The organism is Thauera sp., from assembly GCF_047601425.1.
In the GTDB taxonomy this organism is placed as follows: Bacteria; Pseudomonadota; Gammaproteobacteria; order Burkholderiales; family Rhodocyclaceae; genus Thauera.
Map to the genome: position 1 here is coordinate 2,554,371 of NZ_JASGJL010000001.1, position 24,377 is coordinate 2,578,747.

The following is a 24,377-nucleotide window of genomic DNA, read 5'->3' on the forward strand; positions in this document are numbered from 1 at the left end:
CAATGCCAGACCGCCCGCTTTCCACCACCGTTCCCGCCCGTGACCTGATCACCGCCCATGGCGGGCGGGTCACGCGCACGCGCGTGGCCGTCATCGAAGCGCTGCAGGCCAGCCCGCATCCGCTGTCGCACGACGAAATCGGCGCGATGCTGGCCGCCGCCGGCATCGCGCACGACCGCGTCACGCTTTACCGCGCGCTCGACTGGCTGGTGGAACAAGGCATCGCGCAGCGCATCGCCGGCGGCGAGCGGGCCTGGCGCTTCGAGATCCGCAGCGACGGCGGGCACCGCCACGCACATTTCCATTGCGACCGCTGCGGCCAGATCCTGTGCCTGGAAGACGTGCCCGCCGGCCCCGACCCTGCCCTGCCGGCCGGCTTCGAGCTCGCCCGCAGCGAGCTCGTGTTTCATGGCGCCTGCGCCGACTGCGGGCGCCAGGGCGCCAGGGCAGCCAAGCCATGAGCCCCCGCCACGGCCACAACGGCACAGCCGTGACACCCGTACGTGCTCCCCAGGACACCTACCCGCCGCGCAGCCTGCTCGGCGTCGGCGTCCTCGCCCGCCTGGGTGCCGCCGTGCTCGCCACCGGCCTGCTGTGGCTGACCGTGCTGTGGGCGCTGGACTGAAGACATGCAGCCCGCTCCGCCCCCGCTGATCCGCATCGAGAACCTGACGCTCGGCTACGACCGCCATCCGGCGGTGCATCACCTGAGCGGCGACATTCCCGCCGGCGCCCTGGTCGCCGTCATCGGCCCCAACGGCGCCGGCAAATCAACCCTGCTGAAGGGCATCGCCGGCGAGCTGCGGCCGATCGGCGGCCGCATCCTGATGCCCGGCCTTCCGCCGGGCGCACTGGCCTATCTGCCGCAGCGCGGCGAGATCGACCACAGTTTCCCGGTATCGGTGTTCGACGTCGTCGCGATGGGCCTTTGGCGCGAAATCGGCGCTTTCGGCGGACTGTCGCGCCAGCAGCGCCAGCGGGTACGCGAGGCGCTGGCGGCGGTCGGCATGGCCGGCTTCGAATCCCGCCCGATCGGCTCGCTGTCGGGCGGCCAGCTGCAGCGCGCCCGCTTCGCCCGCCTGATACTGCAGGACGCGCCGCTGATCCTGCTCGACGAACCCTTCGCCGCCATCGACAGCCGCACCGTGGACGACCTGGTGCAGCTCATCCTCGGCTGGCACCGCGAAGGCCGCACGGTGCTGACCGTGGTGCATGATTTCGAGCAGGTCCGCCGCCATTTCCCCACCTGCCTGCTGCTGTCGCGCGAACCCGTCGCCTTCGGCCCCACCGCCCAGGTGCTGACGCCGGAGATGCTGGCGCGCGCGCGCCGCCTGTCCGAGGCCTTCGACGAGGACGCGCCGGAGTGTCACATCGAGCAGCCGGCCCAGGCCATGCCTTCTGACGCCGGACCGCACGCCCACGACCACGCGCATCACCACGACCACGCATCCCACCGGCACTGATCCATCGCCGCTGCACGGCCAACAACCCTCTTCCATCGTGACCGAATTCCTGCTCGCTCCCTTCACCGACTTCGCCTTCATGCGCCGCGCCCTGGCCGGCTGCCTGGCGCTGGCGCTCGGCGCCACGCCGGTCGGCGTCTTCCTGCTGCTGCGCCGCATGAGCCTGATGGGCGACGCCATGAGCCACGCCATCCTGCCCGGTGCCGCGCTCGGCTACCTGGCCTTCGGCCTGTCGCTCGGCGCGATGACGATCGGCGGCATCGTCGCCGGCATCGTCGTGGTGCTGGCGGCCGGCCTGGTGACGCGCGCCTCGGTGCTGAAGGAGGACGCCAGCCTCGCCGCCTTCTACCTGCTGTCGCTGGCGGCCGGGGTCATGATCGTGTCGCTGCGCGGCCGCAACCTCGACCTGCTGCACGTGCTGTTCGGCTCGGTGCTGGCGCTCGACGACGGCTCGCTGCTGCTGATCGCCTCCATCGCCAGCGTCACGCTGTTCTGCCTCGCGGTGCTGTTCCGGCCGCTGGTGATGGAGTGCTTCGATCCCGCCTTCCTGCGCGGTATCAGCCGCTGGTCGCCGGTGGCCCACTACGGTTTCCTGATGCTGGTGGTATTGAACCTGGTCAGCGGCTTCCATGCGCTCGGCACGCTGATGGCGGTCGGCATCATGATCCTGCCTTCGGCCGCGGCACGCCTGTGGGCGCGCGGGCTGCCGGCGCTGCTGCTGCTGGCGGTGCTGTTCGCCTTCGGCAGCGGCGTGGCCGGCCTGCTGCTGTCCTTCCATGCCGACGTACCGGCCGGGCCGGCGATCGTGCTGGTGTGCGGCCTGGTCTATTTCGTCTCGCTGCTCGCCGCACCCGGCGGCCTGCTGGTCGGCCGCCTGCCGGTACGCCACCACCTCGAATCCTGACCCTGCACCAGAGGCACTGCCATGAAAGCTCTCCGTCCCCCGTTGCGCCGGCTCGCCGGCCTGCTTGCGCTCTGCACACTGCCCATGTCCAGCACCCTGGCACGGGCCGAGCCGCTCGAAGTCAGCGCCAGCTTCAGCATCCTGGGCGACATGGTGCGTCAGGTAGGCGGCGACAGGGTCCGTGTGCGCACGCTGGTCGGCGCCAACGAGGACGCCCACGCCTTCCAGCCGCGGCCGTCGGATGCACGTCAGATCGGCAGTTCGGCGCTGGTGGTGGTCAACGGCCTCGGCTTCGACGACTGGATGGCGCGGCTGGCGCGTTCAGGCGGCTACAAGGGCACCATCGTCGTTGCCAGCGAAGGCGTGAACACGATCGAGATGGCGGAAGACGAACACGATCATGATCACCACGGCCACGATCACGACCATGGCCACGGCGCCGACCCGCACGCCTGGCAGGACCTCGGCAATGCCCAGCGCTACGTGGCGAACATCGCCGCTGCCCTGGCTGCTGCCGACCCGGCCCATGCCGACAGCTACCGGACCAATGCGGAGCGCTACCAGGGCGAACTGAAGGTGCTGGATGCCGAGATCCGCGCCGCCTTCGCCGCGCTGCCGGCCGAACGCCGCAAGGTCGTCACTTCGCACGATGCCTTCGCCTACTTCGGCAAGGCCTACGGCATCCGCTTCCTGGCGCCGGTGGGCGTGTCGAACAATGCCGAACCCACGGCCAGGGGCGTGGCCCGCCTGATCACGCAGTTGAAGGCAGAGAAGATTCCCGCGGTGTTCATCGAGAACATCGCCGATGCGCGCCTCATCGAGCGCATCCGCGCCGAAAGCGGCACGCGCATCGGCGGCACGCTGTATTCGGATGCGCTGTCGGCCGCCGGCGGCCCGGCGCCGGACTACCTGTCGATGATGCGCAGCAACTTCAAGGTGCTGCACGAGGCGCTGTCAGCACCGTAAGCCTCCTGAGCGCAGGCTGAAGCGAACTGCGGGGCTTCAGCCGAAGATGCTGTGCAGCATCTTGGCGCACAGCGCCATCAGCACGCCGGCGAAGATCTTCTTCAGCGTCGCCACCGGCAGCTTGTGCGCCAGGGTGGCGCCGACCGGCGCCACCCACATGCTGACCAGCGACACCATGACGAATGCCGGCAGGTAAATGTAGCCGAAGCTCAGCGGCGGCGTGCCGGGCACGTTCCAGCCGTTGACGAGATAGCCGACCGTGCCGGCCAGCGCGATCGGCAGGCCGATCGCGGCCGAAGTGCCGATCGCGTTCTGCACCTTGACGTTGCACCAGGTCATGAAGGGCACCGACAGCGAGCCGCCGCCGATCGCGACCAGTGCCGAAATGCCGCCGATCCCCAGCCCGACGCCCGTCATGCCGAGCGGGCCGGGCAGGTCGCGGCTGGGCTTGGGCTTGATGTTGAGCAGCATCTGGATCGACACGTAGGCCATGAACACGGCGAAGAAGATCGCCAGCGCCGCCGTATTCACCCGCGAAGCGATGAAAGTGGCGCAGAAGGTGCCGACCAGGATGCCGGGCGTGATCGTGCGTACCACGTCCCAGCGCACCGCGCCGTGCGACTGGTGCGCGCGCAGGCTGGACACCGAAGTCAGCACAATGCTGGCCATCGAGGTACCCAGTGCCATATGCACCACCTGCTCGTGCGGAAACCCCTGGGCGAGGAACAGCGTGGTCAGCATCGGCACCATGATGCCGCCGCCGCCGACGCCGAGCAGGCCGGCGAAGAAGCCGACGACCGCACCAAGCACGGGATAAGTGAGCCACCAGATATCGAAAGTCATGCTGAACGATCCGTCATGTGTCGTGCGTCCCCACGGCCAGTACCCGACCCCGGCGGCGGAAAAGCGAAAAAGGCGCAACCGCGATGGCTGCGCCTTTTGTCTGGCCCCCCGCCTGTGCCGTTTCCGCCGGGCATCCTGAACCATGGGTTCAGGGAGGTCGCATCCCTTCCGCTTCAGGATCACCCGCAAGGGGCGTTCACACCAGCGGCCTTGACGGTCAGCAACCGAGTCTCTCGACTATTGGTTCAAGGAATCTACGACTTCAACGAACACTGCAGGGGATTGATCGATGTTGCGTATGAAGCGCCCTCAGAACAGTTTTTCCTGCTGGGCCAGCACCCCGTCGAGGCGTGCTTTCATGAGTCCGATTCTACGCTTCGCACCCGGTATGTCAAACCCGTTTCCACGCTGATGCTGGAGGAATTCATGGGCGATGTTGAGCGCGGTCATGACCGCCAGCTTCTCGCCGGAAGCGTTGGTCCTGCCGCCGAGTTCGCGCAGCCTGTCGTCCAGGTAGGCGACGGTGGCGAGCAGGTCGTCCCGCGTCTCGGGCGTGCAGGAAACCCGGTACTCCTTTCCGAGCAGCATCACGTCCAGATGGTCCATCGACACGTTTTCAGGCCTCCGGGAGTTTGTCGAGCAGGGCTTCGAGGCGGTCTACCGCCAGCTTGAGCTTGGCTTCGAGCTGGCGGTTCTCGGCATCGAGCTGGGCGACACGGCCACGCAGGCCGACGTTGTCGGCCTTGAGCCGGTTGTGCAGACCGATCAGTTCCTCGATCTGCGCTTCGAGTTGAGCAAGTTCGCTATCCATGGTGCCGATCGTAGACAGTGGCCTCGGAACGGTCAATCAGCGCTGGACCTGGGTGACGTCGCGCACCGCGCCGGTGTCGGCCGAAGTCGTCAGCGCGGCGTAGGCCTGCAGCGCCGCCGAGACCACGCGCTGACGGTTTGCCGGCTTCCAGGCCGCGGCGCCCTTCGCCTCCATCGCCGCGCGGCGGGTTGCCAGCTCGGCATCGCCGATCGCCAGGTGGATGCGGCGGTTCGGAATGTCGATCTCGATGGTGTCGCCGTCCTCGACCAGCGCGATCGCGCCGCCGCAGGCGGCTTCGGGCGAGGCGTGGCCGATCGACAGCCCGGAAGTGCCGCCGGAGAAGCGGCCGTCGGTGAGCAGCGCGCACTCCTTGCCGAGGCCGCGGCTCTTCAGGTAGGAAGTCGGGTACAGCATCTCCTGCATGCCGGGGCCGCCCTTCGGGCCTTCGTAGCGGATGATGACGACGTCGCCGGCCTGCACCTGCTCGCCGAGGATGCCGTCGACCGCGTCGTCCTGGCTCTCATACACCCGCGCCTTGCCGGTGAATTTCCAGATCGACTCGTCCACACCCGCCGTCTTGACGATGCAGCCCTTCTCGGCGATGTTGCCGTACAGCACCGCGAGGCCGCCGTCGGCGGTGAAGGCGTGCTCCTTGCTGCGGATCACGCCGCGTTCGCGGTCGGCGTCGAGTTCGTTCCAGCGCCGGTCCTGGCTGAAGGCGACCTGGGTCGGCACGCCGCCCGGCGCGGCGCGGAAGAAGGTATGCACGGCTTCGTCGCTGGTGCGCGTGATGTCCCACTTGTCCAGCGCTTCGGCCATCGTCGCGCTGTGCACAGTCGGCACCTTGGTGTGCAGCAGGCCGGCGCGGTCGAGCTGGCCGAGGATGGACATGATGCCGCCGGCGCGGTGCACGTCCTCGATATGCACGTCGGCCACGGCCGGCGCGACCTTGGACAGGCAGGGCACGCGGCGGCTGACGCGGTCGATGTCCTTCATCGTGAAGTCGACCCCGGCCTCGCGCGCGGCCGCCAGCAGGTGCAGCACGGTGTTGGTCGAGCCGCCCATCGCCACATCCAGGCTCATCGCGTTCTCGAAGGCCTCGAAAGTCGCGATCGAGCGCGGCAGCACCGAGGCGTCGTCCTGTTCATAGTAGCGGCGGGCGAGATCGACGATACGGCGGCCGGCTTCCTTGAACAGGCGTTCCCGGTCGGCGTGAGTCGCCAGCGTGGTGCCGTTGCCCGGCAGCGACAGGCCGAGCGCCTCGGTCAGGCAGTTCATCGAGTTGGCGGTGAACATGCCCGAGCACGAGCCGCAGGTCGGACAGGCCGAACGCTCGATCGCATCCACTTCCTCGTCCGAACAGCTCTTGTCGGCGGCCTTGACCATCGCATCGACCAAGTCGAGCGAGATGACCTTGGCTTCCCACTTGACCTTGCCCGCCTCCATCGGCCCGCCGGAGACGAAGATCGCCGGGATGTTCAGCCGCAGCGCGGCCATCAGCATGCCCGGGGTGATCTTGTCGCAGTTCGAGATGCACACCAGCGCATCGGCGGTGTGGGCGTTGCACATGTATTCGACGCTGTCGGCGATCAGCTCGCGCGACGGCAGCGAATACAGCATGCCGCCGTGGCCCATGGCGATGCCGTCATCGACGGCGATGGTGTTGAATTCCTTGGCGACGCCGCCCGCGGCCTCGATCTCGCGCGCGACCAGCTGGCCCAGGTCCTTCAGGTGCACGTGGCCGGGCACGAACTGGGTGAAGCTGTTGGCGATGGCGATGATCGGCTTGGTGAAATCGTCATCCTTCATGCCGGTCGCGCGCCACAGGGCGCGGGCTCCCGCCATGTTGCGGCCGGCGGTGGATGTGCGGGAACGATACTGGGGCATGGGGGCGCTCCGGAAACTCTGCGGTAAAGCATGTGATTCTAACGCGCGCAGCGAAGCATGCGTATCATCCCGGCTCTCGCCTTTTGCCAGGAGTCGTCATGACGGTGCCCGAGAACGCAGCCACCGCCCCTCTCGCAGACACGCCCCAGGCCAATGCAGACCCCGACACCGGCTTCGACCTCGACGCCATCGAGGTCCGTGTCCTCGGCGTGCTGATCGAGAAGGCCTTCGTCACCCCCGACGCCTATCCGATGTCGATCAACGCCATCGTCACCGGCAGCAACCAATTGACCGCGCGCGAACCGGTGATGAGCCTGTCCGAAGTGGAGGCCCAGGCCGCCATCGACCGCCTGATCGACCGCCGTTTGGTCGCCCGCCGCGACCAGCCCAGCGCCCGTGTCGCCAAGTACGAACACCTGGTCCGCCTGCGCCATTCGCTGCCGCCGGCCGAGCAGGCGGTGCTGGCGACGCTGATGCTGCGCGGCGCCCAGACCGCAGGCGAACTGCGCCAGCGCTGCGAACGCCTGCATCGCTTCGACGACATTTCCGCCGTGGACGCGGTGCTGGAACACCTGGCGGAGAAATACCCGCCGCTGGTGACTTCGCTGCCGCGCGCGCCCGGCACCAAGGAAGTCCGCCACGCCCACCTGCTCGGCGGCCAGGCCGCCGTCGCCGAGATGGCCGAAAGCCAGCAGGGCAGCGGCAGCGCGGGCGGACGCGGACGCATCGCGGAACTCGAGGACGAGATCCGCCGTCTGCGTGAGGACTTCGACAGCCTGCGGCGCGAGTTCGACACCTTCCGCCAGCAGTTCGACTGACTCATTCCACCGGCCCGCCCCTCACCCCCATGCTGACCCACCCGCACTTCAACCCGATCGCCTTTTCCCTCGGCCCGCTCTCGGTGCGCTGGTATGGGTTGATGTACCTGGTCGCCTTCACGCTTTTCATCGTGCTCGGCCGCATCCACGCGCGCCGCCGGCCGGAGCTGGGCTGGAACACGCAGATGCTCGACGACTTGCTGATGTACGGCGTGCTCGGCGTCATCATCGGCGGCCGGCTCGGCGAAGTGCTGTTCTTCCAGCCTGGCCACTACCTGCGGCATCCGGCCGAGATCCTCGCGATCTGGCAAGGCGGCATGAGCTTCCACGGCGGCTTTCTCGGCGTGCTGGCGGCGATGTGGCTCTATGCCCGCCGCCACGGCAAATCCTTCTGGCAGGTGACCGATTTCATCGCCCCGCTGGTGCCGACCGGCCTCGCCGCCGGGCGCATCGGCAACTTCATCAACGGCGAGCTGTGGGGCCGCCCGGTGGACGGCGAACTACCGTGGGCGATGGTCTTTCCCTGGGTCGATGCGCTGCCGCGCCATCCTTCCCAGATTTACCAGGCGCTCGGCGAAGGCCTGCTGCTGTTCGCCTTCCTGTGGTGGTATTCGGCCAGTCCGCGCCCGCTGCGGGCGGTATCGGCGATGTTCCTGATCGGCTACGGCTGCCTGCGCTTCGCCGCGGAATTCTTCCGCACACCGGACCCGGGCATCTTCGGCACGCTGTCGCTCGGCCTGTCAACTGCGCAATGGCTGTGCCTGCCGATGATTGCCATCGGCCTGGTGCTGGCAGCGCGAAGTCGCTCCGCATAGCACATCATCCTCATCCTCGACCGTCCCTTTGCCAAGCACCGTGACATAATTCCTCACAAAATCGACCGACTGCCCTGCTCACATGGCATCAGACGCTATGATTGTTGATTCGGGCATAACGATTCGGGGACAACATGGCGGGGAACGGACTCGTGTCACGCAGCTTGTCGCGCATGCGGCAGCTGATGAGCGGCCGCAGCGCACAGCAGGTGGAGCCCACCGAACGCGATCTGGAGAAGATCCGCAGCCAGCTCCATGAATGCGCAGAAGGCCGTGGCGGCGAAATTTCGACGCGCCAGCGTGCCGCACGCCTGGCCGAAGCCTATCTCCGCCTGGACGACAGCGGACGCCGCGCCATCCTGCGCATGATCGCGCTGGAATTCGGGCCGGATCCGGTGCGCGTCGAAGCCGCGCACCGCGCCTACCAGGCCGCCGTGAATACCCCCGAGCAATGGGATGCCGAAGCGCAATTGCGCGCCGCGATGCGCTCGAGCCGGCTGCGCATACTGACCCAGTTCAACGCCATTCCGCAGGGCGTCAAGTTCCTCGTCGACCTGCGCGCCGACCTGCTGCGCTTCGTCGCTGACGACCCGCTGCTCAAGCCGCTCGACCGCGAACTCGAAGCCCGCCTGTCGGCCTGGTTCGACGTCGGTTTCCTCGAACTGCAGCGCATCACCTGGAACTCGCCCGCCGCGCTGCTCGAAAAGCTGGTGAAGTACGAGGCGGTGCACGCAATCCGCTCGTGGGAAGACCTCAAGAACCGCCTGGACTCCGATCGCCGCTGTTATGCCTTCTTCCATCCGCGGATGCCGCTCGAGCCGCTGATCTTCGTCCAGGTCGCGCTGCTGGAGGAGCTCGCCGACGACGTCCAGCGCCTGCTCGACATCGAGGCACCGCTGGCCGACGCCAGCAAGGCCACCACCGCCATCTTCTATTCGATCAGCGCCACCCAGGCCGGCCTGCGCGGCGTCTCCTTCGGCAACTTCCTGCTCAAGCGCGTGGTCGAGGATCTGCAGCGCGACTTCCCGCGCCTGAACACCTTCGCCACGCTGTCGCCCATCCCCGGCCTGCTGCGCTGGGTCCAGCGCAACCCGCAGGAACTGGCGGAAGCCTTCACCGCGGCCGACTGGAAGCGCCTCGCCGCCGTCGGTGTCGAAGGTCCGGATTCGCCGCTGCTCGCCGAACTGCTCGAAGGCGGCAACGCCTGGTCGGCCGAGCCCCGGCTCGTTCAGGCACTGCGCGAGCCGCTGCTGCGCATCGCCACCCGCTACCTGCTGGAAGCCAAGCGCGGCGGCAAGCCGGTCGATGCCGTGGCGCGCTTCCACCTCGGCAACGGCGCCCGCATCGAACGGCTGAACTGGCTGGCCGACATCTCGTCGAAGGGGATCTCGCAGTCCTGGGGCCTGATGGTCAACTACCTGTACGACCCCGACCGCATCGAAACCAACCTCGAGGCCTTCGCCAGCGAAGGCCGCATCGACACTTCGGCAACCGTCAAGCGCCAGGCGAGGCGCTGAACCATGGCAAAGACACGCCACCTCATGACTTCTGCATCGCACGGCGACACTGGACGATCCTGATGTTCCTCCGTTTCCGACACGCTTCGATCCGTTTCCGCCTGCTGCTGGCGAGCACCACCGTGCAGATGGTGCTGCTGAGCCTGCTGCTGGCCAACAGCGTGCGCCTGATGAACAACGCGGCGTCGGCGAGCCTGGACACCACCATCAGCCAGAACTCGAGCATGCTGCACGCGATGGCCACGACCTACGGCGAACAGCAGCGCTACGACGAACTGCAGGACATCCTCGGCGAACTGCTGCTCGGCGCGAACGAAGGCCTCGTCTACGTGCGCATCGTCGCACCCAACCAGACACCGCTTGTCAGCGCGGGCCGGCCCGACATCGACACCCTGCCCGAACCCACGGTGATCCGTACCGGCTTTTTCGAGGGCGTGCTCGGCAACGAGATCGTGCATGTGCGCCACCCCCTGCTGCTGCCGCGCAACGAAGTCGGCCTGCTGCAGTTCGGCGTCTCGGTGTCCGGCCTCGCGGCAGCCCGCCGCGCCATCACCGAGCAGGGCCTGGCGATCGCACTGTCCGAGATCGTGCTGACCTTCCTGCTGCTGTCGGCCATCGGCTATCTGCTCACCCGCAACCTGGGGCAGCTGCTCGCCGGCAGCAAGGCGATCGCCGACGGCCACCTCGAACACCGGGTGCCGTCAAAAGGCCATGACGAACTGTCCGTCATCTCGCGCCACTTCAACATCATGGCGGCCACGCTGCAGCGCCGCGTGGCCGAACTTCAGGACACCGCATCACGGCTCAGAATCAGCGAGGAACGCCACGCGCTGGCAATGCGCGGCGCCAACGACGGCCTGTGGGACTGGGACATTCCCGCCGGCACGGCCTACTACTCCGACCGCTTCTGCGAAATCCTCGACCTGCCGCCCGGCGGCCTCACCTCTTCGCCTGAAGCCTTCCTCGGCTACATCCACCCCGACGAACAGACTGAATACCGCGAGCGCATGATCGAGCACCTGAAGGGCGACAGCGCGCAGTTCATGATGGAGCACCGCGTCCGCCTGCCCGACGGCAGCTACCGCTGGGTGCTGACCCGCGGCGTCGCCCGCCGCAGCAATACGCCCCGGATCTCGCGCATGGCCGGCTCGATCAGCGACATCGACATGCGCAAGCGGGCGGAAGAGCAGCTCATCCATGACGCCTTGCATGACGGTCTGACCGGCCTGCCGAACCGCGCGCTGTTCATCGAGCACGTCAACCACGCGCTCGCCCAGCGCCGCCGTGACAGCGAGGACATGATCGCGGTCGTCGCCATCAACCTCGAGCGCTTCAGCCTGGTGAACGACAGCTATGGGCACGCCGTCGGCGACGAGCTGCTGCGCCGCGCCGCCGCCCACATCAAGGCTTCACTGCGGGAAGGGGACGTTGCCGCGCGCGTCGGCGGCGACCAGTTCGCCGTGCTGCTGACCGACCTGGCAAGCTCCGCCGATGCGCTGCGCATCAGCGAGACGCTCATTGCGCTGCCGTCGTTCGCGGTGCCGACCGCCGACCGCATCCTGCACCCCCGCTGCCGGATCGGCATCGCCCTGAGCAACGCCGAGGGCGAGGAGGATGCCCAGGCCATGCTGCGCGACGCCGACAACGCCCTGCACAAGGCACGCCAGAGCGAGACTTCGCCGATCGAGTTCTTCCATGCCTCGATGCACACCCAGGCCGTCCGTGCCCTGCAGCTCGAATCCGACCTGCGCTGGGCCCTCGCCCATGGCGGCCTGGCCGTCCACTACCAGCCGATCGTCACCCTCTCGGACCAGCGGACCGCAAGTTTCGAAGCGCTGGTGCGCTGGCCGCATGGGACGCACGGCCTGCTGGCGCCGTCCGAATTCATCCCGCTGGCCGAAACCCTGGACCTGATCCACGATCTGGGCATGGAAGTCCTGCGCATCGCCTGCTCGGACATGCGCAACTGGAAGAACCGCCCCGAATGCCTGCGCGCGCGCGTCAGCGTCAACCTCTCCGCACGCCAGCTGGCCCGCCCGGCGCTCGCCACCGAGCTGCTGGCGGTCATCGACCGCAACGGCCTGCCGCATGACCAGGTCCGCTTCGAAGTCACCGAAAGCCTGCTCGCCCGCCCCGACAGCCCTGCCACCCGCAGCCTGCGGGAATTGCGCAACGCCGGCATCGAGATCCTGATCGACGACTTCGGCACCGGTTATTCCACCCTCAGCTACCTGCACACGATGCCCTGCAACCAGGTCAAGCTCGACGGCTCCTTCGTCAGCTCGATCACCGAAGACCACCGCCTGAGGGCGATCGTCCGGCGCAGCATCGAGCTCGCCCACGATCTCGGCATGACCGTCGTCGCCGAATGCATCGAGGACGCCCATCAGTTCGAAGTCCTGCGTGAGCTGGGCTGCGACTACGGGCAAGGCTATTACTTCTCCCATCCGCTGAATCGCGACCAGACCCTGCAGTGGCTGGAGCAGGAATCGGCGAAGGCCACCACATCATGAACAGACTGACCGCCTTCATCCTCGCCATGGCCACGGCGCTTGCCGCCGGCCCGGCCGCGGCAGACATCGAAGCCGTCACATTCTCGGGCTTCGCCACCCTCGGCGCCGTGGTGTCGCAGGAGAAGGATCTCCAGTTCCTCCGCATGGGCATCGACAACCCCGGTACCGACAGGCTCAACTTCGGTTCCGACTCCGTCCTGGGCGCGCAAGGCAATTTCAGGTTCAGCGGCAGCACCGAGGCCGTCGTCCAGGTCCTGACCCGCCGCACCCCCACCAACGACTACAATCCCCGGGCGTCGCTCGCCTTCATCAGCTTCGCCCCCACGCCGGAACTCACGCTGCGCGCCGGACGCCTGCGCGTGCCGGCCTTCATGCTGTCGGATTCCTTCGACATCAATTACGCACACCCGTGGGGGCGCCCGCCGAACGAGGTCTATTCGCTCAACCCCTTTGCCGACCTCGACGGCATCGACCTCCTCTACCGGACGCGGATCGGAAGCCTGGATCTGGAGCTGCACCCGTATTTCGGCCGCAGCCGGGTCGATATCATGGAATTCGGCCGCGCCTCGCTGTCACGGCTGCGCGGCCTGAACATCGGGCTGTCCAGCGGCTCGCTGACGCTGCACTTCGGCTATTCCCGGGCAAGCCTCGATCTGCACTGGGGAGACCGCGAATTCGACCTGCTGCAGAACGTCCTGAACACCCTGCCGCAAGGCAAGCGCATCCTTGCCGAAATGCACGGCAAGGGGGCATCCGAATCCTTCACATCCGCCGGCTTCCACTGGGACGACAACCGCTGGCTGCTGATCGGCGAATACGCGGTGCGCCGTTCATCAGCCTTCGTGAACAGTGCCCATGGCTGGCATCTGACTGCGGGGCGGCACCTCGGTCCGGTCACTCCCTACGTCAAGGTCGCCCGCAGCCGGCAGGACAGCCGGATCGTCGACCGGCAACTGAGCGAAGCCTTGCTGCCTCCCCCCGTGGCTTCGTTCGTCGAAGCCTTCAACGTTTCGCGCAATACCAGCCAGCGCAGCATCGCCGCGGGCCTGCGCTGGGATCTGCATACCAATGCAGCGATGAAGATCGAACTGGCCCGCAATTACATCGACCGTAACGGATGGGGAAGCTTCCAACCGACAAGGGACATCCTGTTAACCCGTGTCAGCGGCCGCACCGTCAACACCTTGAGCCTGTCGATCGATGTCGTCTTCTGATCGATTCCATCTCTCTCGGCACTGGATCGTTCTTATGACGATCCTGTTTGCCCTGTGTGTTCCACAGGCACGCGCGGAGGCCATTCTCATCGTCACGTCACTCGACAGCCCTATCGAAAAGCTGAGCCGTGACGAAGCGGAGCAGCTCTACCTGGGCCGCCGTGCCGCACTCGCCAGCAGCGTTCCCCTGCTGCTGGACCTCCCCCCCAGCGAGGACCGCGACCACTTCTACCTGCTCCTGACCAGCAAGAACCCCAGCCAGATCCGGGCCTACTGGTCGCGCATGGTATTCACCGGACGAGCCCTGCCGCCGAAAGAGGCAGCCAACGCCGACGAGGTCCGCCGCCTGCTGCTCGAGAACCCGAGCGCCATCGGCTATCTCCCGGCACGCTACGCCAAGGATCCGAGCCTGCGCATCCTGTTGCGACTCGAATAGGGCGGCATCTGCATCGGCTGGACAGGCTGGCCGGACAGCACGGATGGTGCCGCTGAAGACGGATTGATACACTCCGCGTTTTTGCGCCCGGCTCCGCCGCGGCAGCCATCTCCGTGATCAGAATCGAACGACTCGGCAAGACCTACCTCGTCAAAGGCCGGGAAGTCAGCGCGCTGGACGGCGTTGACCTCGAAATAGGCAAGGGCGAGATCTTCGGCATCATCGGCCGCTCCGGCGCCGGCAAGAGCACCCTGCTGCGCAGCCTGAACCTGCTCGAACGGCCGAGCTCGGGCCGCGTGCTGATCGACGGCGAGGACATCACCGGCTTCGACCGCCAGCGCCTGCATAAGCTGCGCCAGCGCATCGGCATGATCTTCCAGCATTTCAACCTGCTCAACGCCAAGACCGTGGCAGCCAACATCGACTGGCCGCTGCGCTGCACCAGCGACCTGACTGCCGCCCAGCGCGCCGAACGCGTGGCCGAGCTGCTGGACCTGGTCGGCCTCAGCGAACACGCCAACAAATATCCGGCGCAGCTGTCCGGCGGCCAGAAGCAGCGCGTCGGCATCGCACGGGCGCTGGCCAGCCGGCCGCAATTGCTGCTGTGCGACGAAGCGACTTCCGCGCTCGATCCCGAGACCACCCAGTCCATCCTGCGCCTGCTGCTCGACATCAACCGCCGGCTCGGCCTCACGATCGTGCTGATCACCCACGAGATGCAGGTCATCCGCACATTGTGCGACCGCGTCGCGGTCATCGACGGCGGCCGCATCGTCGAAAGCGGCAAGGTCGCGGACGTCTTCCTGCACCCGCGGCATCCGGTCACCCGCAGCATGGTGGCGCAGGACGATCCGCTGACCGCGGCGATGCTCGACCCGACCCACGCCTTCGCCCAGGACAAGCTGCGCGGTACCCTGGTGCGCCTGACCTACGTCGGCGACGTCACCTACCAGCCCGTCCTGAGCGACATCATGGCCGCCAGCGCGGTGCGCTTCACCATCCTGCAGGGCGAAGTGTCGAGCATCAAGGACCTGCCTTTCGGCCAGCTGCTGCTCGAACTCGAAGGCAGCGACGAGGACGTCCGCCGCGTATTCGCCGAACTGGACCGCCACCACATCCATCACGAGGTGCTGCAATGATCGACCTGTCGATGATCGAGTGGAGCAGCATCGAATGGGGCGACATCGCCCTCGCCACCTGGGAAACCCTGGTGATGACCGGCGTGTCGCTGTTCTTCACTGTGCTGATCGGCCTGCCGCTCGGCATCCTGCTGTTCGTCACCTCGCAGGGGCAGTTGCTGGAACAGCGCGCGCTGTACCGGGTGCTGTCCTTCGTCGCCAACGTGCTGCGCTCGGTGCCCTTCCTGATCCTGCTGATTGTGATGATCCCGGTGACCGTGATCCTGATCGGCACTTCGCTCGGCGTCGAAGGCGCGATCCCGCCGCTGGTGGTGGCCACCTCGCCCTTCTTCGCCCGCCTGGTGGAAAACGTGCTGCGCGAGGTGGACCGCGGCGTCATCGAGGCCTGCCAGGCGATGGGCATCCGCACCCATCGCATCATCTTCGGCGCGCTGCTGCCCGAAGCCCTGCCCGGCCTGCTCGCCGCCACCACGGTGACCGCGATCACCCTGATATCCTACGCGGCGATGTCCGGCGTGATCGGCGGCGGCGGCCTCGGCGATCTCGCCATCCGCTTCGGCTACCAGCGCTTCCAGACCGAAGTGATGGTGATCACCGTCGCCCTGCTGGTGGTGCTGGTGCAGCTCATCCAGTACGCCGGCGACCGCCTCGTGCTGCATTTCAGCCGCAAGTAAAAAACATCGACTGGACCCAACAACCCCGGAGCCCCACATGTCCTTCACCCTTCGCAAACTGCTGTGCGCCGCTGTCGGCGCCCTTGCCTTCACCGCCTCCGCCCACGCCGCCGACAAGCTGGTCATCGCCGCCACGCCGGTGCCGCACGCCGAACTGCTCGAATTCGTCAAGCCGATGCTGGCCAGGGAAGGCGTGGAGCTCGAAGTCAAGGTCTTCACCGACTACGTGCAGCCGTCGATGCAGACCAACGAGAAGCGGGTGGACGGCAACTTCTTCCTGCACGGCCCCTACCTCGACGAGTTCAAGAAGAAGCAGAAGAACGACATCCAGGTCGTCGTCACCAAGGTGCATGTCGAGCCCTTCGCCGGCTACTCGACCAAGCACAAGACGCTCGCCGACCTGCCCGAAGGCGGCACCGTCGCACTGCCGAACGACCCCTCCAACTCCGGCCGCGCCCTGCTGCTGCTGGCCAGGCAGGGCACGATCACGCTGAAGGATCCCGGCAACGTCATCGCCACCACCCGCGACATCACCGCCAACCCGAAGAAGCTGAAGTTCCGCGAGCTGGAAGCCGCCACGCTGCCGCGCATCCTGAATCAGGTCGACCTGGCGCTGATCAACACCAACTACGCGATCCAGGCCAAGCTGAACCCGCTCACCGACTCGCTGTTCATCGAGGACGCCAGCTCGCCCTACGCCAACCTGCTGGTGGGCCGCGAAGACAATGCCGACAGCCCGGCGATGAAGAAGCTGGCGGCGGCGCTGACCTCGCCCGAAGTGCGGCAGTTCATCGCCGACAAGTACCAGGGCGCGATCGTACCGGCCTTCTGATGCTGGCGATGGCCTGGCCCTCCTCTGAGGGGGCCAGGCCTTCCTAAAGCACAAATCTTCATATCGAATTCGGTTTTTATTATTTTTTGCCCGATTACGGCACTTGTAAACTCCCCAGCCATTACTTGCTGGAGTCATCATCATGCCGTTCCCGGCTTCTCCCCCTGGCCTGCCGACGCGGGCCTTGGCAGCGCTTTCCCCTTCCCTCCCGCCCGCTGCCGGCCTGATGGACGGCCTGGCTGCTGAGCCTGCCCCTGGCGCCGGCCGAAGTCCCCACACGCCTGCGGCGGCACGCTGATGTCGGCCGCCAAGACTTTCCGCGTGCTGCCGGGCTTCAACCTGACGCTCGGCTACACCCTCGGCTACCTGTCGCTGATCGTGCTGATCCCGCTCGCCGCGGTGTTCCTGAAGACCGCCGAACTGAGCTTCGGCGAATTCTGGAACGTCGTCACCGCGCCGCGCGTGCTCGCCTCGTACAAGCTGTCCTTCGGCACCTCGCTGCTCGCCGCCGCGATCAACGCGGTGTTCGGGCTGATGCTGGCCTGGGCGCTGGTTCGCTACAGCTTTCCCGGCAAGAAGCTGATCGACGCCCTGGTGGACCTGCCATTCGCCCTGCCGACCGCGGTGGCCGGCATCTCGCTGACCGCGCTGTATGCCAAGAACGGCTGGCTCGGCCAGTACCTCGACGTGTTCGGCATCAAGGTCGCGTTCACCCCGCTCGGCGTGCTGGTGGCGCTGGTGTTCATCGGCCTGCCCTTCGTCGTGCGTACCGTGCAGCCGATCCTCGAAGACCTCGACACCGAACTGGAAGAAGCCGCCACCAGCCTCGGCGCCCGGCGCTGGCAGACCTTCCGCCACGTCATCCTGCCGATCCTGCTGCCGGCGCTGATGACCGGCTTCGCCCTCGCCTTCGCCCGCGCCGTGGGTGAATACGGCTCGGTGATCTTCATCGCCGGCAACATCCCGATGGTGTCCGAGATCACCCCGCTGATGATCATCACCAAGCTGGAGCAATACGACTACACCGGCGCCACGGCGATCGCCGCCGTGATGCTGATCCTGTCCTTCATCCTGCTGCTCGTCATCAACGGCCTGCAGGCATGGACGGCGAAACGTACCGGGAGGGACCGCTGATGGCCGCCGCCACCACCATGCACCTGGGCGGCGACCAGGCCGCCCGCTTCGAGAGCCGCGCCGCCACGCGCGAGACGCCGCTGGTGAAGTGGCTGATCCTGGGCACCGCGCTCAGCTTCTTCGCCGTGTTCCTGCTGATGCCGCTGATCGCGGTGTTCGTCGAGGCGCTGCGCAAGGGCTGGGAAACCTACGCCACCGCGCTGGTCGATCCGGACGCGCTGTCGGCCCTGCGCCTGACCCTGCTCGCGGCCGCCATCGCGCTGCCGCTGAACCTGGTGTTCGGCGTCTGCGCGGCCTGGGCGATCGCCAAGTTCGAGTTCCGCGGCAAGCACTTCCTGATCACGCTGATCGACCTGCCGTTCTCGGTGTCGCCGGTCATCGCCGGCCTGATCTACGTGCTGGTGTTCGGCGCCCAGGGCTGGTTCGGGCCGTGGCTGTCGGAACACGACATCAAGATCATCTTCGCCGTGCCGGGCATCGTGCTCGCCACCGTGTTCGTCACCTTCCCCTTCATCGCCCGCGAGTTGATCCCGCTGATGCAGGCGCAAGGCAAGGAAGAGGAAGAGGCGGCGATCGTGCTCGGCGCCAACGGCCTGCAGACCTTCTGGCACGTGACCCTGCCCAACATCAAGTGGGGCCTGCTGTACGGCGTGATCCTGACCAACGCGCGGGCGATGGGCGAGTTCGGCGCGGTGTCGGTGGTCTCCGGCCACATCCGCGGCGAGACCAACACCCTGCCGCTGCACGTCGAGATTCTCTACAACGAATACCAGTTCGCCGCAGCCTTCGCGGTGGCCTCGCTGCTGGCCCTGCTGGCGCTGGTGACCCTGGGCATCAAGACCTGGGTCGAACACCGCGCCGCCGCAGCCTGGCGCAATTCACAGGACGACGCATCATGAGCATCCAGGTACGCAACATCCGCAAGCAGTTCGGCGCCTTCACCGCGCTGGACGACATCTCGCTCGACTTCCCGACCGGCGAGCTGGTCGCCCTGCTCGGCCCCTCGGGCTGCGGCAAGACCACGCTGCTGCGCATCATCGCCGGCCTCGAACAGGCCGACGGCGGCCAGGTGCTGCTGGAAGGCGAGGACGCCTCGGACACCCACGTGCGCGACCGCCAGGTCGGCTTCGTGTTCCAGCACTACGCGCTGTTCCGCCACATGACGGTATTCGACAACGTCGCCTTCGGCATCCGCATGAAGCCGCGCCGCGAGCGCCCGTCCGAGAAGCAGATCGCAGAGAAGGTGCACGAGTTGCTGAACCTGGTGCAACTCGACTGGCTGGCCGACCGCTTCCCGTCGCAGCTTTCCGGCGGCCAGCGCCAGCGCATCGCACTGGCCCGCGCGCTGGCGGTGGAGCCGCGCGTGCTACTGCTCGACGAGCCTTTCGGCGCGCTCGACGCCAAGGTGCGCAAGGAACTGCGGCGCTGGCTGCGCAAGCTGCACGACGACCTGCACATCACCTCGATCTTCGTCACCCACGACCAGGAAGAGGCGCTGGAAGTCGCCGACCGCGTGGTGCTGATGAACCACGGCCACGTCGAACAGATCGGCACCCCGGAAGAAGTCTATCGCCATCCGGCCACGCCGTTCGTGTATGGCTTTCTCGGCGCGGTCAACTTCTTCCACGGCCGCGTCGAAGGCGAAGGCCTGCGTGTCGGCGACGACCACCTGGCCCACGCGGCGGACAACTTCGGCCAAGGCGCGGAAGTCGTGGCCTTCGCCCGCCCGCACGAACTGGACATCGTCGTCGGCGCCGACGCGGGCCAAGGCATCGCCGCGCGGGTCAGCCGCGTGCTGTCCTTCGGTGTCACCGCCCGTATCGAACTCGACGGCCTGAACGGCGCCACCGGCCAGCATTTCGAGGTCGAGCTCACCCGCGAGCGCGCCGCCGAGCTCACGCTGGAAGAAGGACAGGCCGTCCGCCTGCTACCCTCCCGCCTCAGCATCTTCGAACAAGGGCATGCGGCGAATGCCGCGGCGGGAGCGCGGAAATGAACTTCCAGCAATTGCGCATCATCCGCGAGACGGTGAGGCGCGGTTTCAACCTGACCGAGGTGGCGAATGCGCTGTTCACCTCGCAGTCGGGCGTGTCGAAGCACATCAAGGATCTGGAGGACGAGCTCGGCGTCGAACTGTTCACGCGCAAGGGCAAGCGCCTGCTCGGCCTCACCGCGCCGGGCAAGGAGCTGGTGGTGGTGGTCGAGCGCATGCTGCTCGACGCCGCCAACATCAAGCGCCTCGCCGAGCAGTACAGCAACGTCGATGAAGGCCAGTTCGACGGTCGCCACCACCCACACCCAGGCGCGCTACGCGCTGCCGAAGATCGTCGCCGCCTTCAAGCAGGCCTTTCCCAAGGTCCATCTGCGGCTGCACCAGGGCAGCCCGGACGAGATCGTGCAGATGCTGCTCGACGGCGAAGCCGACGTCGGCGTCGCCACCGAAGCGCTTGCCGAAATTCCCGAACTCGCGACCTTCCCCTACTACGGCTGGCAGCACGCGGTGGTGGTGCCGGCAGGCCATCCGCTCGAAGCGGTCCGGCCGCTGACGCTGGAAGCGATCACCGAATACCCGGTCATCACCTACCACGAAGGCTTCACCGGCCGTACCCGCATCGACAAGACCTTCGCCGCCGCCGGCCTGAAACCCGAAGTGGTGATGTCCGCGCTCGACGCCGACGTGATCAAGACCTATGTCGAACTCGGCCTGGGCGTCGGCATCCTGGCGTCGATGGCCTTCAGCCCGGAACGCGACCCCGGGCTGCGCAAGCTCAGCAGCGACGGGCTGTTCGCCGAGAACATCACCCGCATCGCCGTCCGCCGCGGCCACTACCTGCGCGGCTTCGCCTATCGCTTCATCGAGCTGTGCGCGCCGGAGCTGACCGAAGCCGTCGTCGCCAGCACGGTCAGCGGCACCAACGTATAGCCGGACATTCATTCGGCCAGCCTTTCGCCGGGAACCATGGCCGTTGCCCTCGACGGCGCCCATGGCCCATCCTCCTCCGCAGTGCGCGCGGCGCGAAACCGCTAGGGACACACCCCCGTGACCGACGGCAGCCACACCAAGGCAGCCGAATCAAGCCGGCGTGTCGAAATGCCGCGCTCACTCCATTTCTGCCCTGCCAGCCCCATCCGACACCGCACGTTTCGCACATGGCGAAAGCGGCACAGACCCGGCCCCGGGGCCGGGATAGTGCACATCTTCACCGGCACCATTGACTCCTTGCAGTAATGCGTGATGTAATGCGAATCGTTATTATTGGTGCAAGCACGAAATGCATTCCCGACAGGAGCAGCATACGGCGCAGGCCGATCGGTTTCAGTCCGGTGATTCAGCGCCTTCCGCAGTCTGCGCGCTGCCCGCCGGGCTGCCCCTGTCCACCGACGTACTGCTCGCCGGACGAAACGCGGTCACCATCGTCCATCAGGGTGTGCATTACGTATTGCGTGCGACGCGTTCCGGCAAGCTGATCCTGACCAAGTAAGCGCCATCCTTCAGGCGGAATCGAGCAGCGAGGCTAAAATATGTACGTCTGTGTGTGTAACGCCGTCACCGATCGCCAAATCGTCGCCGCCGTGCGCGAGGGTGCGACGACCCTGCGCCATCTGCGCCGGGATCTGGGCGTGACGGCCGAATGCGGGCGTTGTGCGAAATGTGCGCACGACTGCCTGCGTTCGGCGTTGGCGGAACACGACAGTACGTCCGAAGCGAGCACCACCATGTTCGCCCGGCCCATGTTCCCGCTTGCCCTGGAGGCCGTATGAAAGGCGACAAGAAAGTCATTCAGTACCTGAACCGTCAACTCACCATCGAACTGACCGCGATCAACCAGTATTTCCTGCATGCCCGCATGTACAAGAACTGGGGCTTCGACCGGCTCGGAAAGCACGAATACGAAGAATCCATCGAGGAGATGAAGCACGCCGACATGCTCATCGAGCGCGTGCTTTTCCTGGAAGGCCTGCCCAACCTGCAGAACCTCGACAAGCTGCTGATCGGCGAGCACGTGCCCGAATGCCTGCAGGGCGACCTCACGCTCGAACTCGGCGGCCGAGCCAACCTGGTCGAGGCCGTCCAGTACTGTGAGTCCTGTAAGGACTACGTGTCGCGCGAGCTGTTCGAGCACATCCTCGACGACACCGAAGAACACATCGACTACCTGGAAACCCAGCTAGGCCTGATCGACAGCGTCGGTCTGCAAAACTACCTGCAGTCGCAGATGGAGCCGCAGGCCTCCTGATTCAACGATAAAAATTTGCCTAATGGCATGCGCCCTGCGGGGCGCATTTTTTCCCCGACAGATGACCTCAGCAGCCCCAGCCCTCACGTTGCCGCTCAACCCATCTCCCGATCCGCTCAAACTTCGACACGAAGCCGCCGATACGCAGGAGGGGGCCCCCTTGGCCGCGCCGCACGTCTCGTACGGCAGCGGAATCCAGCGCTTCGGCGTGGCAACGCTGGTCGTCATCTCCCACCTGGCCGGCATGGCCGGCATCGCCCATCTGGCGAACCGCCCTGTCGAAACGCCTGAAATCACCAGCATCGCCGTCGCGCTGATCCCGGCCGAGCCGGCGATCGAGCAGACCTCACCCACCCCGGTCGAGACGCCTCCTCCGCCCGAGCCGGTAAAGCCGGAAGTCAAGCCGCCTCCGCCGCCGAAGGAAGTTCCCAAACCCAAGCCGAAACCGAAACCCAAGCCGGTGCCCAAGGTGACGGAATCGCCGACCGCGGTAACCCAGGAAGAAGCGCCGCCCGAACCCGCTCCGGCAGAAACGGCCGAAGTCGCCGACACTGCGCCGAGCACGCCGGTTGCACCGCCGCCATCGAGCGCAGCGCCCCCCGGACCGCCGACAGGTGGCGGGCCGGTCACCGGCGCGCGTTTCGACGCCGACTATCTCAACAACCCGAAACCGCCCTATCCACCACTGTCGCGCCGGCTGCGCGAAGAAGGCCAGGTCATGCTGCGCGTGCTGGTCTCGATCGACGGCATGCCGAGCCGTATCGAGATCCGCACCAGTTCTGGTTCCGAACGCCTCGACCGCGCCGCCGAGCAGTCGGTGAGCCGCTGGCGCTTCATCCCTGCCAAGCGTGGCGACACGCCGGTCGAAGCCTGGGTGCTGGTGCCGATCGTCTTCAAACTCACTGGAAACTGAAACAATGGAAGCAACGCAAGCCTTCGGCATCGCTCATCTGTGGGCGCAATCCGACCTCGTGATCCGTGCCATCGCCGTGATCCTGATGCTGATGTCGATCGCCAGCTGGTATCTGATTCTGGTGCGCGGCCTGCGCCAGCTGCGCACGCGCCGTCAAGTGGGTGCCATCGAAGCGTTCTGGACTGCACCCAACCTTGAAACCGGCCTGAAACGCCTCAGCGAACAGGCACCCGATTCATCCTTCGAAGCGCTCGCCCAGCAGGGCGCCGCCGCAGCGCAGCACATCCGTCGCCATGCCGGCAACGACACGCTGGGCAGCAAGCTCGATGCCGATGAAGTTCTGACCCGCTCGCTGCGCAAGTCCATTGCCCTGTCCACGGCCGGTCTGGAGTCGGGCATGACCGTGCTGGCCTCGATCGGCTCCACCGCCCCCTTCGTCGGCCTGTTCGGCACCGTGTGGGGCATCTACCATGCACTGGTCAACATCAGCGCCTCGGGCATGGCGACGCTGGACAAGGTCGCCGGTCCGGTCGGCGAGGCGCTGATCATGACCGCCTTCGGCCTCTTCGTCGCGATCCCGGCAGTGCTGGCCTACAACGCCGTCACCCGTGCCAACCGCATCGAACTGTCCGAACTCGACGCCTTCGCCCACGACCTGCAGGCCTGGTTCTCGACCGGCTCCCGCATCGCTCCGGTCAGCGTGGCAGCCAACGCCAAGGGACGTCCGGCGGCTTCCGCGGGAAACGCAGCACCGGCCAACGGAGCAGCGTAAATGGCATTCGGCGGCTTCAACAACGGGGACAGCCGTCCCCTCCAAAGCGAAATCAACATGGTTCCGCTGATCGACGTCATGCTCGTATTGCTGATCGTCTTCATGATCACCGCACCGCTGCTGACGCACTCGGTGAAGATCGACCTGCCCCAGGCGTCGAGCCAGCCGAACGAGGAAAAACCTGAAACCGTGTCGCTGGCGATCAACGGCGAAGGCCAGTTGTTCTGGAACAACGAGCCGCTCGACGAGGTTGCGCTGCCGCTGCGGCTGCAGGCGGCGGCCGAGAAGAAGCCCCAGCCCGAACTGCATCTGCGCGCGGACCGCGAGACGCGCTACCAGAAGCTGGCGGAAGTCATGTCGCAGGCACGCGAGGCTGGCATCGAGAAGATGGGTTTCATCACCCAGCCGGAAACTGCGCCCAACTGAGCGGAACAAAAAGGCAGCACAAACGATGCGGGCCGCTCGATGCGGCCCGTATCGCGTCCACC

Annotated in this window: 27 protein-coding genes, 1 other RNA gene and 1 pseudogene; 24 read left to right on the top strand and 5 right to left on the bottom strand. The window is 66.6% G+C overall.

The features are described from left to right. Positions 1-2 precede the first annotated feature (2 nt). From QM748_RS12425 to QM748_RS12445, 5 genes are all read left to right on the top strand, one after another. On the top strand, positions 3-461 hold the full coding sequence (locus QM748_RS12425) for a Fur family transcriptional regulator (protein ID WP_415247250.1): 459 nt from the start codon (positions 3-5) through the stop codon (positions 459-461). Then, the gene (locus QM748_RS12430) at positions 458-625 is read left to right on the top strand and encodes a hypothetical protein (RefSeq protein WP_415247251.1); all 168 of its coding nucleotides are present in this window, start codon (positions 458-460) and stop codon (positions 623-625) included. Before QM748_RS12425 ends, QM748_RS12430 begins: the two co-directional genes overlap by 4 nt. Positions 626-629: 4 nt before the next feature. Beyond that, positions 630-1,463, top strand: coding sequence for a metal ABC transporter ATP-binding protein (locus tag QM748_RS12435; protein WP_415247252.1), 834 nt, complete (start codon positions 630-632; stop codon positions 1,461-1,463). 79 nt (positions 1,464-1,542) lie between these two features. Then, on the top strand, positions 1,543-2,367 hold the full coding sequence (locus QM748_RS12440) for a metal ABC transporter permease (protein WP_415248066.1): 825 nt from the start codon (positions 1,543-1,545) through the stop codon (positions 2,365-2,367). Between the two features lie 21 nt (positions 2,368-2,388). Beyond that, a complete protein-coding gene (locus QM748_RS12445) occupies positions 2,389-3,333 on the top strand; it encodes a metal ABC transporter solute-binding protein, Zn/Mn family (RefSeq protein ID WP_415247253.1) in 945 nt (314 codons plus the stop codon). 36 nt (positions 3,334-3,369) lie between these two features. Here the strand turns inward: QM748_RS12445 and QM748_RS12450 are convergent, their stop codons facing one another. The 5 genes from QM748_RS12450 to ilvD all read right to left on the bottom strand — a co-directional run bounded on the left by QM748_RS12450 (position 3,370) and on the right by ilvD (position 6,874). After that, positions 3,370-4,176: a sulfite exporter TauE/SafE family protein gene (locus QM748_RS12450; RefSeq protein WP_415247254.1), complete on the bottom strand. Its 807-nt coding sequence runs from the start codon at positions 4,174-4,176 to the stop codon at positions 3,370-3,372. A gap of 101 nt (positions 4,177-4,277) precedes the next feature. Then, positions 4,278-4,460: non-coding RNA, 6S RNA (gene ssrS / locus QM748_RS12455), on the bottom strand. Positions 4,461-4,485: 25 nt separating this feature from the next. Then, entirely contained in the window at positions 4,486-4,782 is a 297-nt protein-coding gene (locus tag QM748_RS12460; RefSeq protein WP_341643510.1) for a cell division protein ZapA, read from the bottom strand. 10 nt (positions 4,783-4,792) lie between these two features. Then, a complete protein-coding gene (locus QM748_RS12465) occupies positions 4,793-4,987 on the bottom strand; it encodes a hypothetical protein (RefSeq protein ID WP_415247255.1) in 195 nt (64 codons plus the stop codon). A 36-nt stretch (positions 4,988-5,023) separates the two neighbouring features. Continuing rightward, a complete protein-coding gene (gene ilvD / locus QM748_RS12470) occupies positions 5,024-6,874 on the bottom strand; it encodes a dihydroxy-acid dehydratase (RefSeq protein ID WP_415247256.1) in 1,851 nt (616 codons plus the stop codon). 98 nt (positions 6,875-6,972) lie between these two features. On the opposite strand from ilvD, the gene QM748_RS12475 reads away from it, so the two are divergent. From QM748_RS12475 to QM748_RS12565, 19 genes and pseudogenes are all read left to right on the top strand, one after another. Continuing rightward, on the top strand, positions 6,973-7,692 hold the full coding sequence (locus tag QM748_RS12475) for a YceH family protein (protein WP_415247257.1): 720 nt from the start codon (positions 6,973-6,975) through the stop codon (positions 7,690-7,692). A 29-nt stretch (positions 7,693-7,721) separates the two neighbouring features. Next, positions 7,722-8,507: a prolipoprotein diacylglyceryl transferase gene (gene lgt / locus QM748_RS12480; protein WP_415247258.1), complete on the top strand. Its 786-nt coding sequence runs from the start codon at positions 7,722-7,724 to the stop codon at positions 8,505-8,507. A gap of 134 nt (positions 8,508-8,641) precedes the next feature. Further along, entirely contained in the window at positions 8,642-10,024 is a 1,383-nt protein-coding gene (locus QM748_RS12485; protein ID WP_415247259.1) for a malonyl-CoA decarboxylase, read from the top strand. Positions 10,025-10,086: 62 nt separating this feature from the next. Continuing rightward, complete coding sequence (locus QM748_RS12490) at positions 10,087-12,537, top strand: EAL domain-containing protein (protein WP_415247260.1); 2,451 nt, start codon at positions 10,087-10,089, stop codon at positions 12,535-12,537. After that, entirely contained in the window at positions 12,534-13,751 is a 1,218-nt protein-coding gene (locus QM748_RS12495) for a hypothetical protein (protein WP_415247261.1), read from the top strand. Before QM748_RS12490 ends, QM748_RS12495 begins: the two co-directional genes overlap by 4 nt. A 34-nt stretch (positions 13,752-13,785) precedes the next feature. Continuing rightward, positions 13,786-14,187: a hypothetical protein gene (locus QM748_RS12500; protein WP_415247262.1), complete on the top strand. Its 402-nt coding sequence runs from the start codon at positions 13,786-13,788 to the stop codon at positions 14,185-14,187. Between the two features lie 113 nt (positions 14,188-14,300). After that, positions 14,301-15,326, top strand: coding sequence for a methionine ABC transporter ATP-binding protein (locus QM748_RS12505; protein WP_415247263.1), 1,026 nt, complete (start codon positions 14,301-14,303; stop codon positions 15,324-15,326). Further along, positions 15,323-16,000 carry a methionine ABC transporter permease gene (locus QM748_RS12510; protein ID WP_415247264.1) on the top strand — a complete coding sequence of 226 codons (678 nt, stop codon included), beginning with the start codon at positions 15,323-15,325 and terminating at the stop codon, positions 15,998-16,000. The genes QM748_RS12505 and QM748_RS12510 overlap by 4 nt, the downstream gene beginning before the upstream one ends. 37 nt (positions 16,001-16,037) lie before the next feature. Continuing rightward, positions 16,038-16,832 carry a MetQ/NlpA family ABC transporter substrate-binding protein gene (locus QM748_RS12515; RefSeq protein ID WP_415247265.1) on the top strand — a complete coding sequence of 265 codons (795 nt, stop codon included), beginning with the start codon at positions 16,038-16,040 and terminating at the stop codon, positions 16,830-16,832. Between the two features lie 297 nt (positions 16,833-17,129). Further along, entirely contained in the window at positions 17,130-17,966 is an 837-nt protein-coding gene (gene cysT / locus QM748_RS12520) for a sulfate ABC transporter permease subunit CysT (protein WP_415247266.1), read from the top strand. Next, on the top strand, positions 17,966-18,865 hold the full coding sequence (gene cysW, locus QM748_RS12525; protein WP_263460742.1) for a sulfate ABC transporter permease subunit CysW: 900 nt from the start codon (positions 17,966-17,968) through the stop codon (positions 18,863-18,865). Before cysT ends, cysW begins: the two co-directional genes overlap by 1 nt. Further along, the gene (locus tag QM748_RS12530; protein ID WP_415247267.1) at positions 18,862-19,962 is read left to right on the top strand and encodes a sulfate/molybdate ABC transporter ATP-binding protein; all 1,101 of its coding nucleotides are present in this window, start codon (positions 18,862-18,864) and stop codon (positions 19,960-19,962) included. Before cysW ends, QM748_RS12530 begins: the two co-directional genes overlap by 4 nt. Then, positions 19,959-20,889: pseudogene (locus QM748_RS12535) on the top strand (CysB family HTH-type transcriptional regulator). Before QM748_RS12530 ends, QM748_RS12535 begins: the two are co-directional and overlap by 4 nt. Positions 20,890-21,238: 349 nt before the next feature. Beyond that, entirely contained in the window at positions 21,239-21,448 is a 210-nt protein-coding gene (locus tag QM748_RS12540) for a hemin uptake protein HemP (protein ID WP_415247268.1), read from the top strand. A gap of 40 nt (positions 21,449-21,488) precedes the next feature. Beyond that, positions 21,489-21,728 carry a (2Fe-2S)-binding protein gene (locus tag QM748_RS12545; protein ID WP_415247269.1) on the top strand — a complete coding sequence of 80 codons (240 nt, stop codon included), beginning with the start codon at positions 21,489-21,491 and terminating at the stop codon, positions 21,726-21,728. Then, positions 21,725-22,204 carry a bacterioferritin gene (gene bfr / locus QM748_RS12550; RefSeq protein WP_415247270.1) on the top strand — a complete coding sequence of 160 codons (480 nt, stop codon included), beginning with the start codon at positions 21,725-21,727 and terminating at the stop codon, positions 22,202-22,204. The genes QM748_RS12545 and bfr overlap by 4 nt, the downstream gene beginning before the upstream one ends. 160 nt (positions 22,205-22,364) lie before the next feature. Continuing rightward, a complete protein-coding gene (locus QM748_RS12555) occupies positions 22,365-23,117 on the top strand; it encodes an energy transducer TonB (protein ID WP_415247271.1) in 753 nt (250 codons plus the stop codon). 4 nt (positions 23,118-23,121) lie between these two features. Next, on the top strand, positions 23,122-23,889 hold the full coding sequence (locus QM748_RS12560) for a MotA/TolQ/ExbB proton channel family protein (protein WP_415247272.1): 768 nt from the start codon (positions 23,122-23,124) through the stop codon (positions 23,887-23,889). Further along, positions 23,890-24,315: an ExbD/TolR family protein gene (locus QM748_RS12565; RefSeq protein ID WP_415247273.1), complete on the top strand. Its 426-nt coding sequence runs from the start codon at positions 23,890-23,892 to the stop codon at positions 24,313-24,315. It begins immediately after the preceding gene. Positions 24,316-24,377 lie beyond the last annotated feature (62 nt).

Coding starts and splice junctions, on each gene's coding strand:
- QM748_RS12425 (WP_415247250.1), top strand. CDS start 3: ATGCCAGACCGCCCGCTTTCCACCACCGTTCCCGCCCGTGACCTGATC.
- QM748_RS12430 (WP_415247251.1), top strand. CDS start 458: ATGAGCCCCCGCCACGGCCACAACGGCACAGCCGTGACACCCGTACGT.
- QM748_RS12435 (WP_415247252.1), top strand. CDS start 630: ATGCAGCCCGCTCCGCCCCCGCTGATCCGCATCGAGAACCTGACGCTC.
- QM748_RS12440 (WP_415248066.1), top strand. CDS start 1,543: ATGCGCCGCGCCCTGGCCGGCTGCCTGGCGCTGGCGCTCGGCGCCACG.
- QM748_RS12445 (WP_415247253.1), top strand. CDS start 2,389: ATGAAAGCTCTCCGTCCCCCGTTGCGCCGGCTCGCCGGCCTGCTTGCG.
- QM748_RS12450 (WP_415247254.1), bottom strand. CDS start 4,176: ATGACTTTCGATATCTGGTGGCTCACTTATCCCGTGCTTGGTGCGGTC.
- QM748_RS12460 (WP_341643510.1), bottom strand. CDS start 4,782: ATGGACCATCTGGACGTGATGCTGCTCGGAAAGGAGTACCGGGTTTCC.
- QM748_RS12465 (WP_415247255.1), bottom strand. CDS start 4,987: ATGGATAGCGAACTTGCTCAACTCGAAGCGCAGATCGAGGAACTGATC.
- ilvD (WP_415247256.1), bottom strand. CDS start 6,874: ATGCCCCAGTATCGTTCCCGCACATCCACCGCCGGCCGCAACATGGCG.
- QM748_RS12475 (WP_415247257.1), top strand. CDS start 6,973: ATGACGGTGCCCGAGAACGCAGCCACCGCCCCTCTCGCAGACACGCCC.
- lgt (WP_415247258.1), top strand. CDS start 7,722: ATGCTGACCCACCCGCACTTCAACCCGATCGCCTTTTCCCTCGGCCCG.
- QM748_RS12485 (WP_415247259.1), top strand. CDS start 8,642: ATGGCGGGGAACGGACTCGTGTCACGCAGCTTGTCGCGCATGCGGCAG.
- QM748_RS12490 (WP_415247260.1), top strand. CDS start 10,087: ATGTTCCTCCGTTTCCGACACGCTTCGATCCGTTTCCGCCTGCTGCTG.
- QM748_RS12495 (WP_415247261.1), top strand. CDS start 12,534: ATGAACAGACTGACCGCCTTCATCCTCGCCATGGCCACGGCGCTTGCC.
- QM748_RS12500 (WP_415247262.1), top strand. CDS start 13,786: ATGACGATCCTGTTTGCCCTGTGTGTTCCACAGGCACGCGCGGAGGCC.
- QM748_RS12510 (WP_415247264.1), top strand. CDS start 15,323: ATGATCGACCTGTCGATGATCGAGTGGAGCAGCATCGAATGGGGCGAC.
- QM748_RS12515 (WP_415247265.1), top strand. CDS start 16,038: ATGTCCTTCACCCTTCGCAAACTGCTGTGCGCCGCTGTCGGCGCCCTT.
- cysT (WP_415247266.1), top strand. CDS start 17,130: ATGTCGGCCGCCAAGACTTTCCGCGTGCTGCCGGGCTTCAACCTGACG.
- cysW (WP_263460742.1), top strand. CDS start 17,966: ATGGCCGCCGCCACCACCATGCACCTGGGCGGCGACCAGGCCGCCCGC.
- QM748_RS12530 (WP_415247267.1), top strand. CDS start 18,862: ATGAGCATCCAGGTACGCAACATCCGCAAGCAGTTCGGCGCCTTCACC.
- QM748_RS12540 (WP_415247268.1), top strand. CDS start 21,239: ATGCATTCCCGACAGGAGCAGCATACGGCGCAGGCCGATCGGTTTCAG.
- QM748_RS12545 (WP_415247269.1), top strand. CDS start 21,489: ATGTACGTCTGTGTGTGTAACGCCGTCACCGATCGCCAAATCGTCGCC.
- bfr (WP_415247270.1), top strand. CDS start 21,725: ATGAAAGGCGACAAGAAAGTCATTCAGTACCTGAACCGTCAACTCACC.
- QM748_RS12560 (WP_415247272.1), top strand. CDS start 23,122: ATGGAAGCAACGCAAGCCTTCGGCATCGCTCATCTGTGGGCGCAATCC.
- QM748_RS12565 (WP_415247273.1), top strand. CDS start 23,890: ATGGCATTCGGCGGCTTCAACAACGGGGACAGCCGTCCCCTCCAAAGC.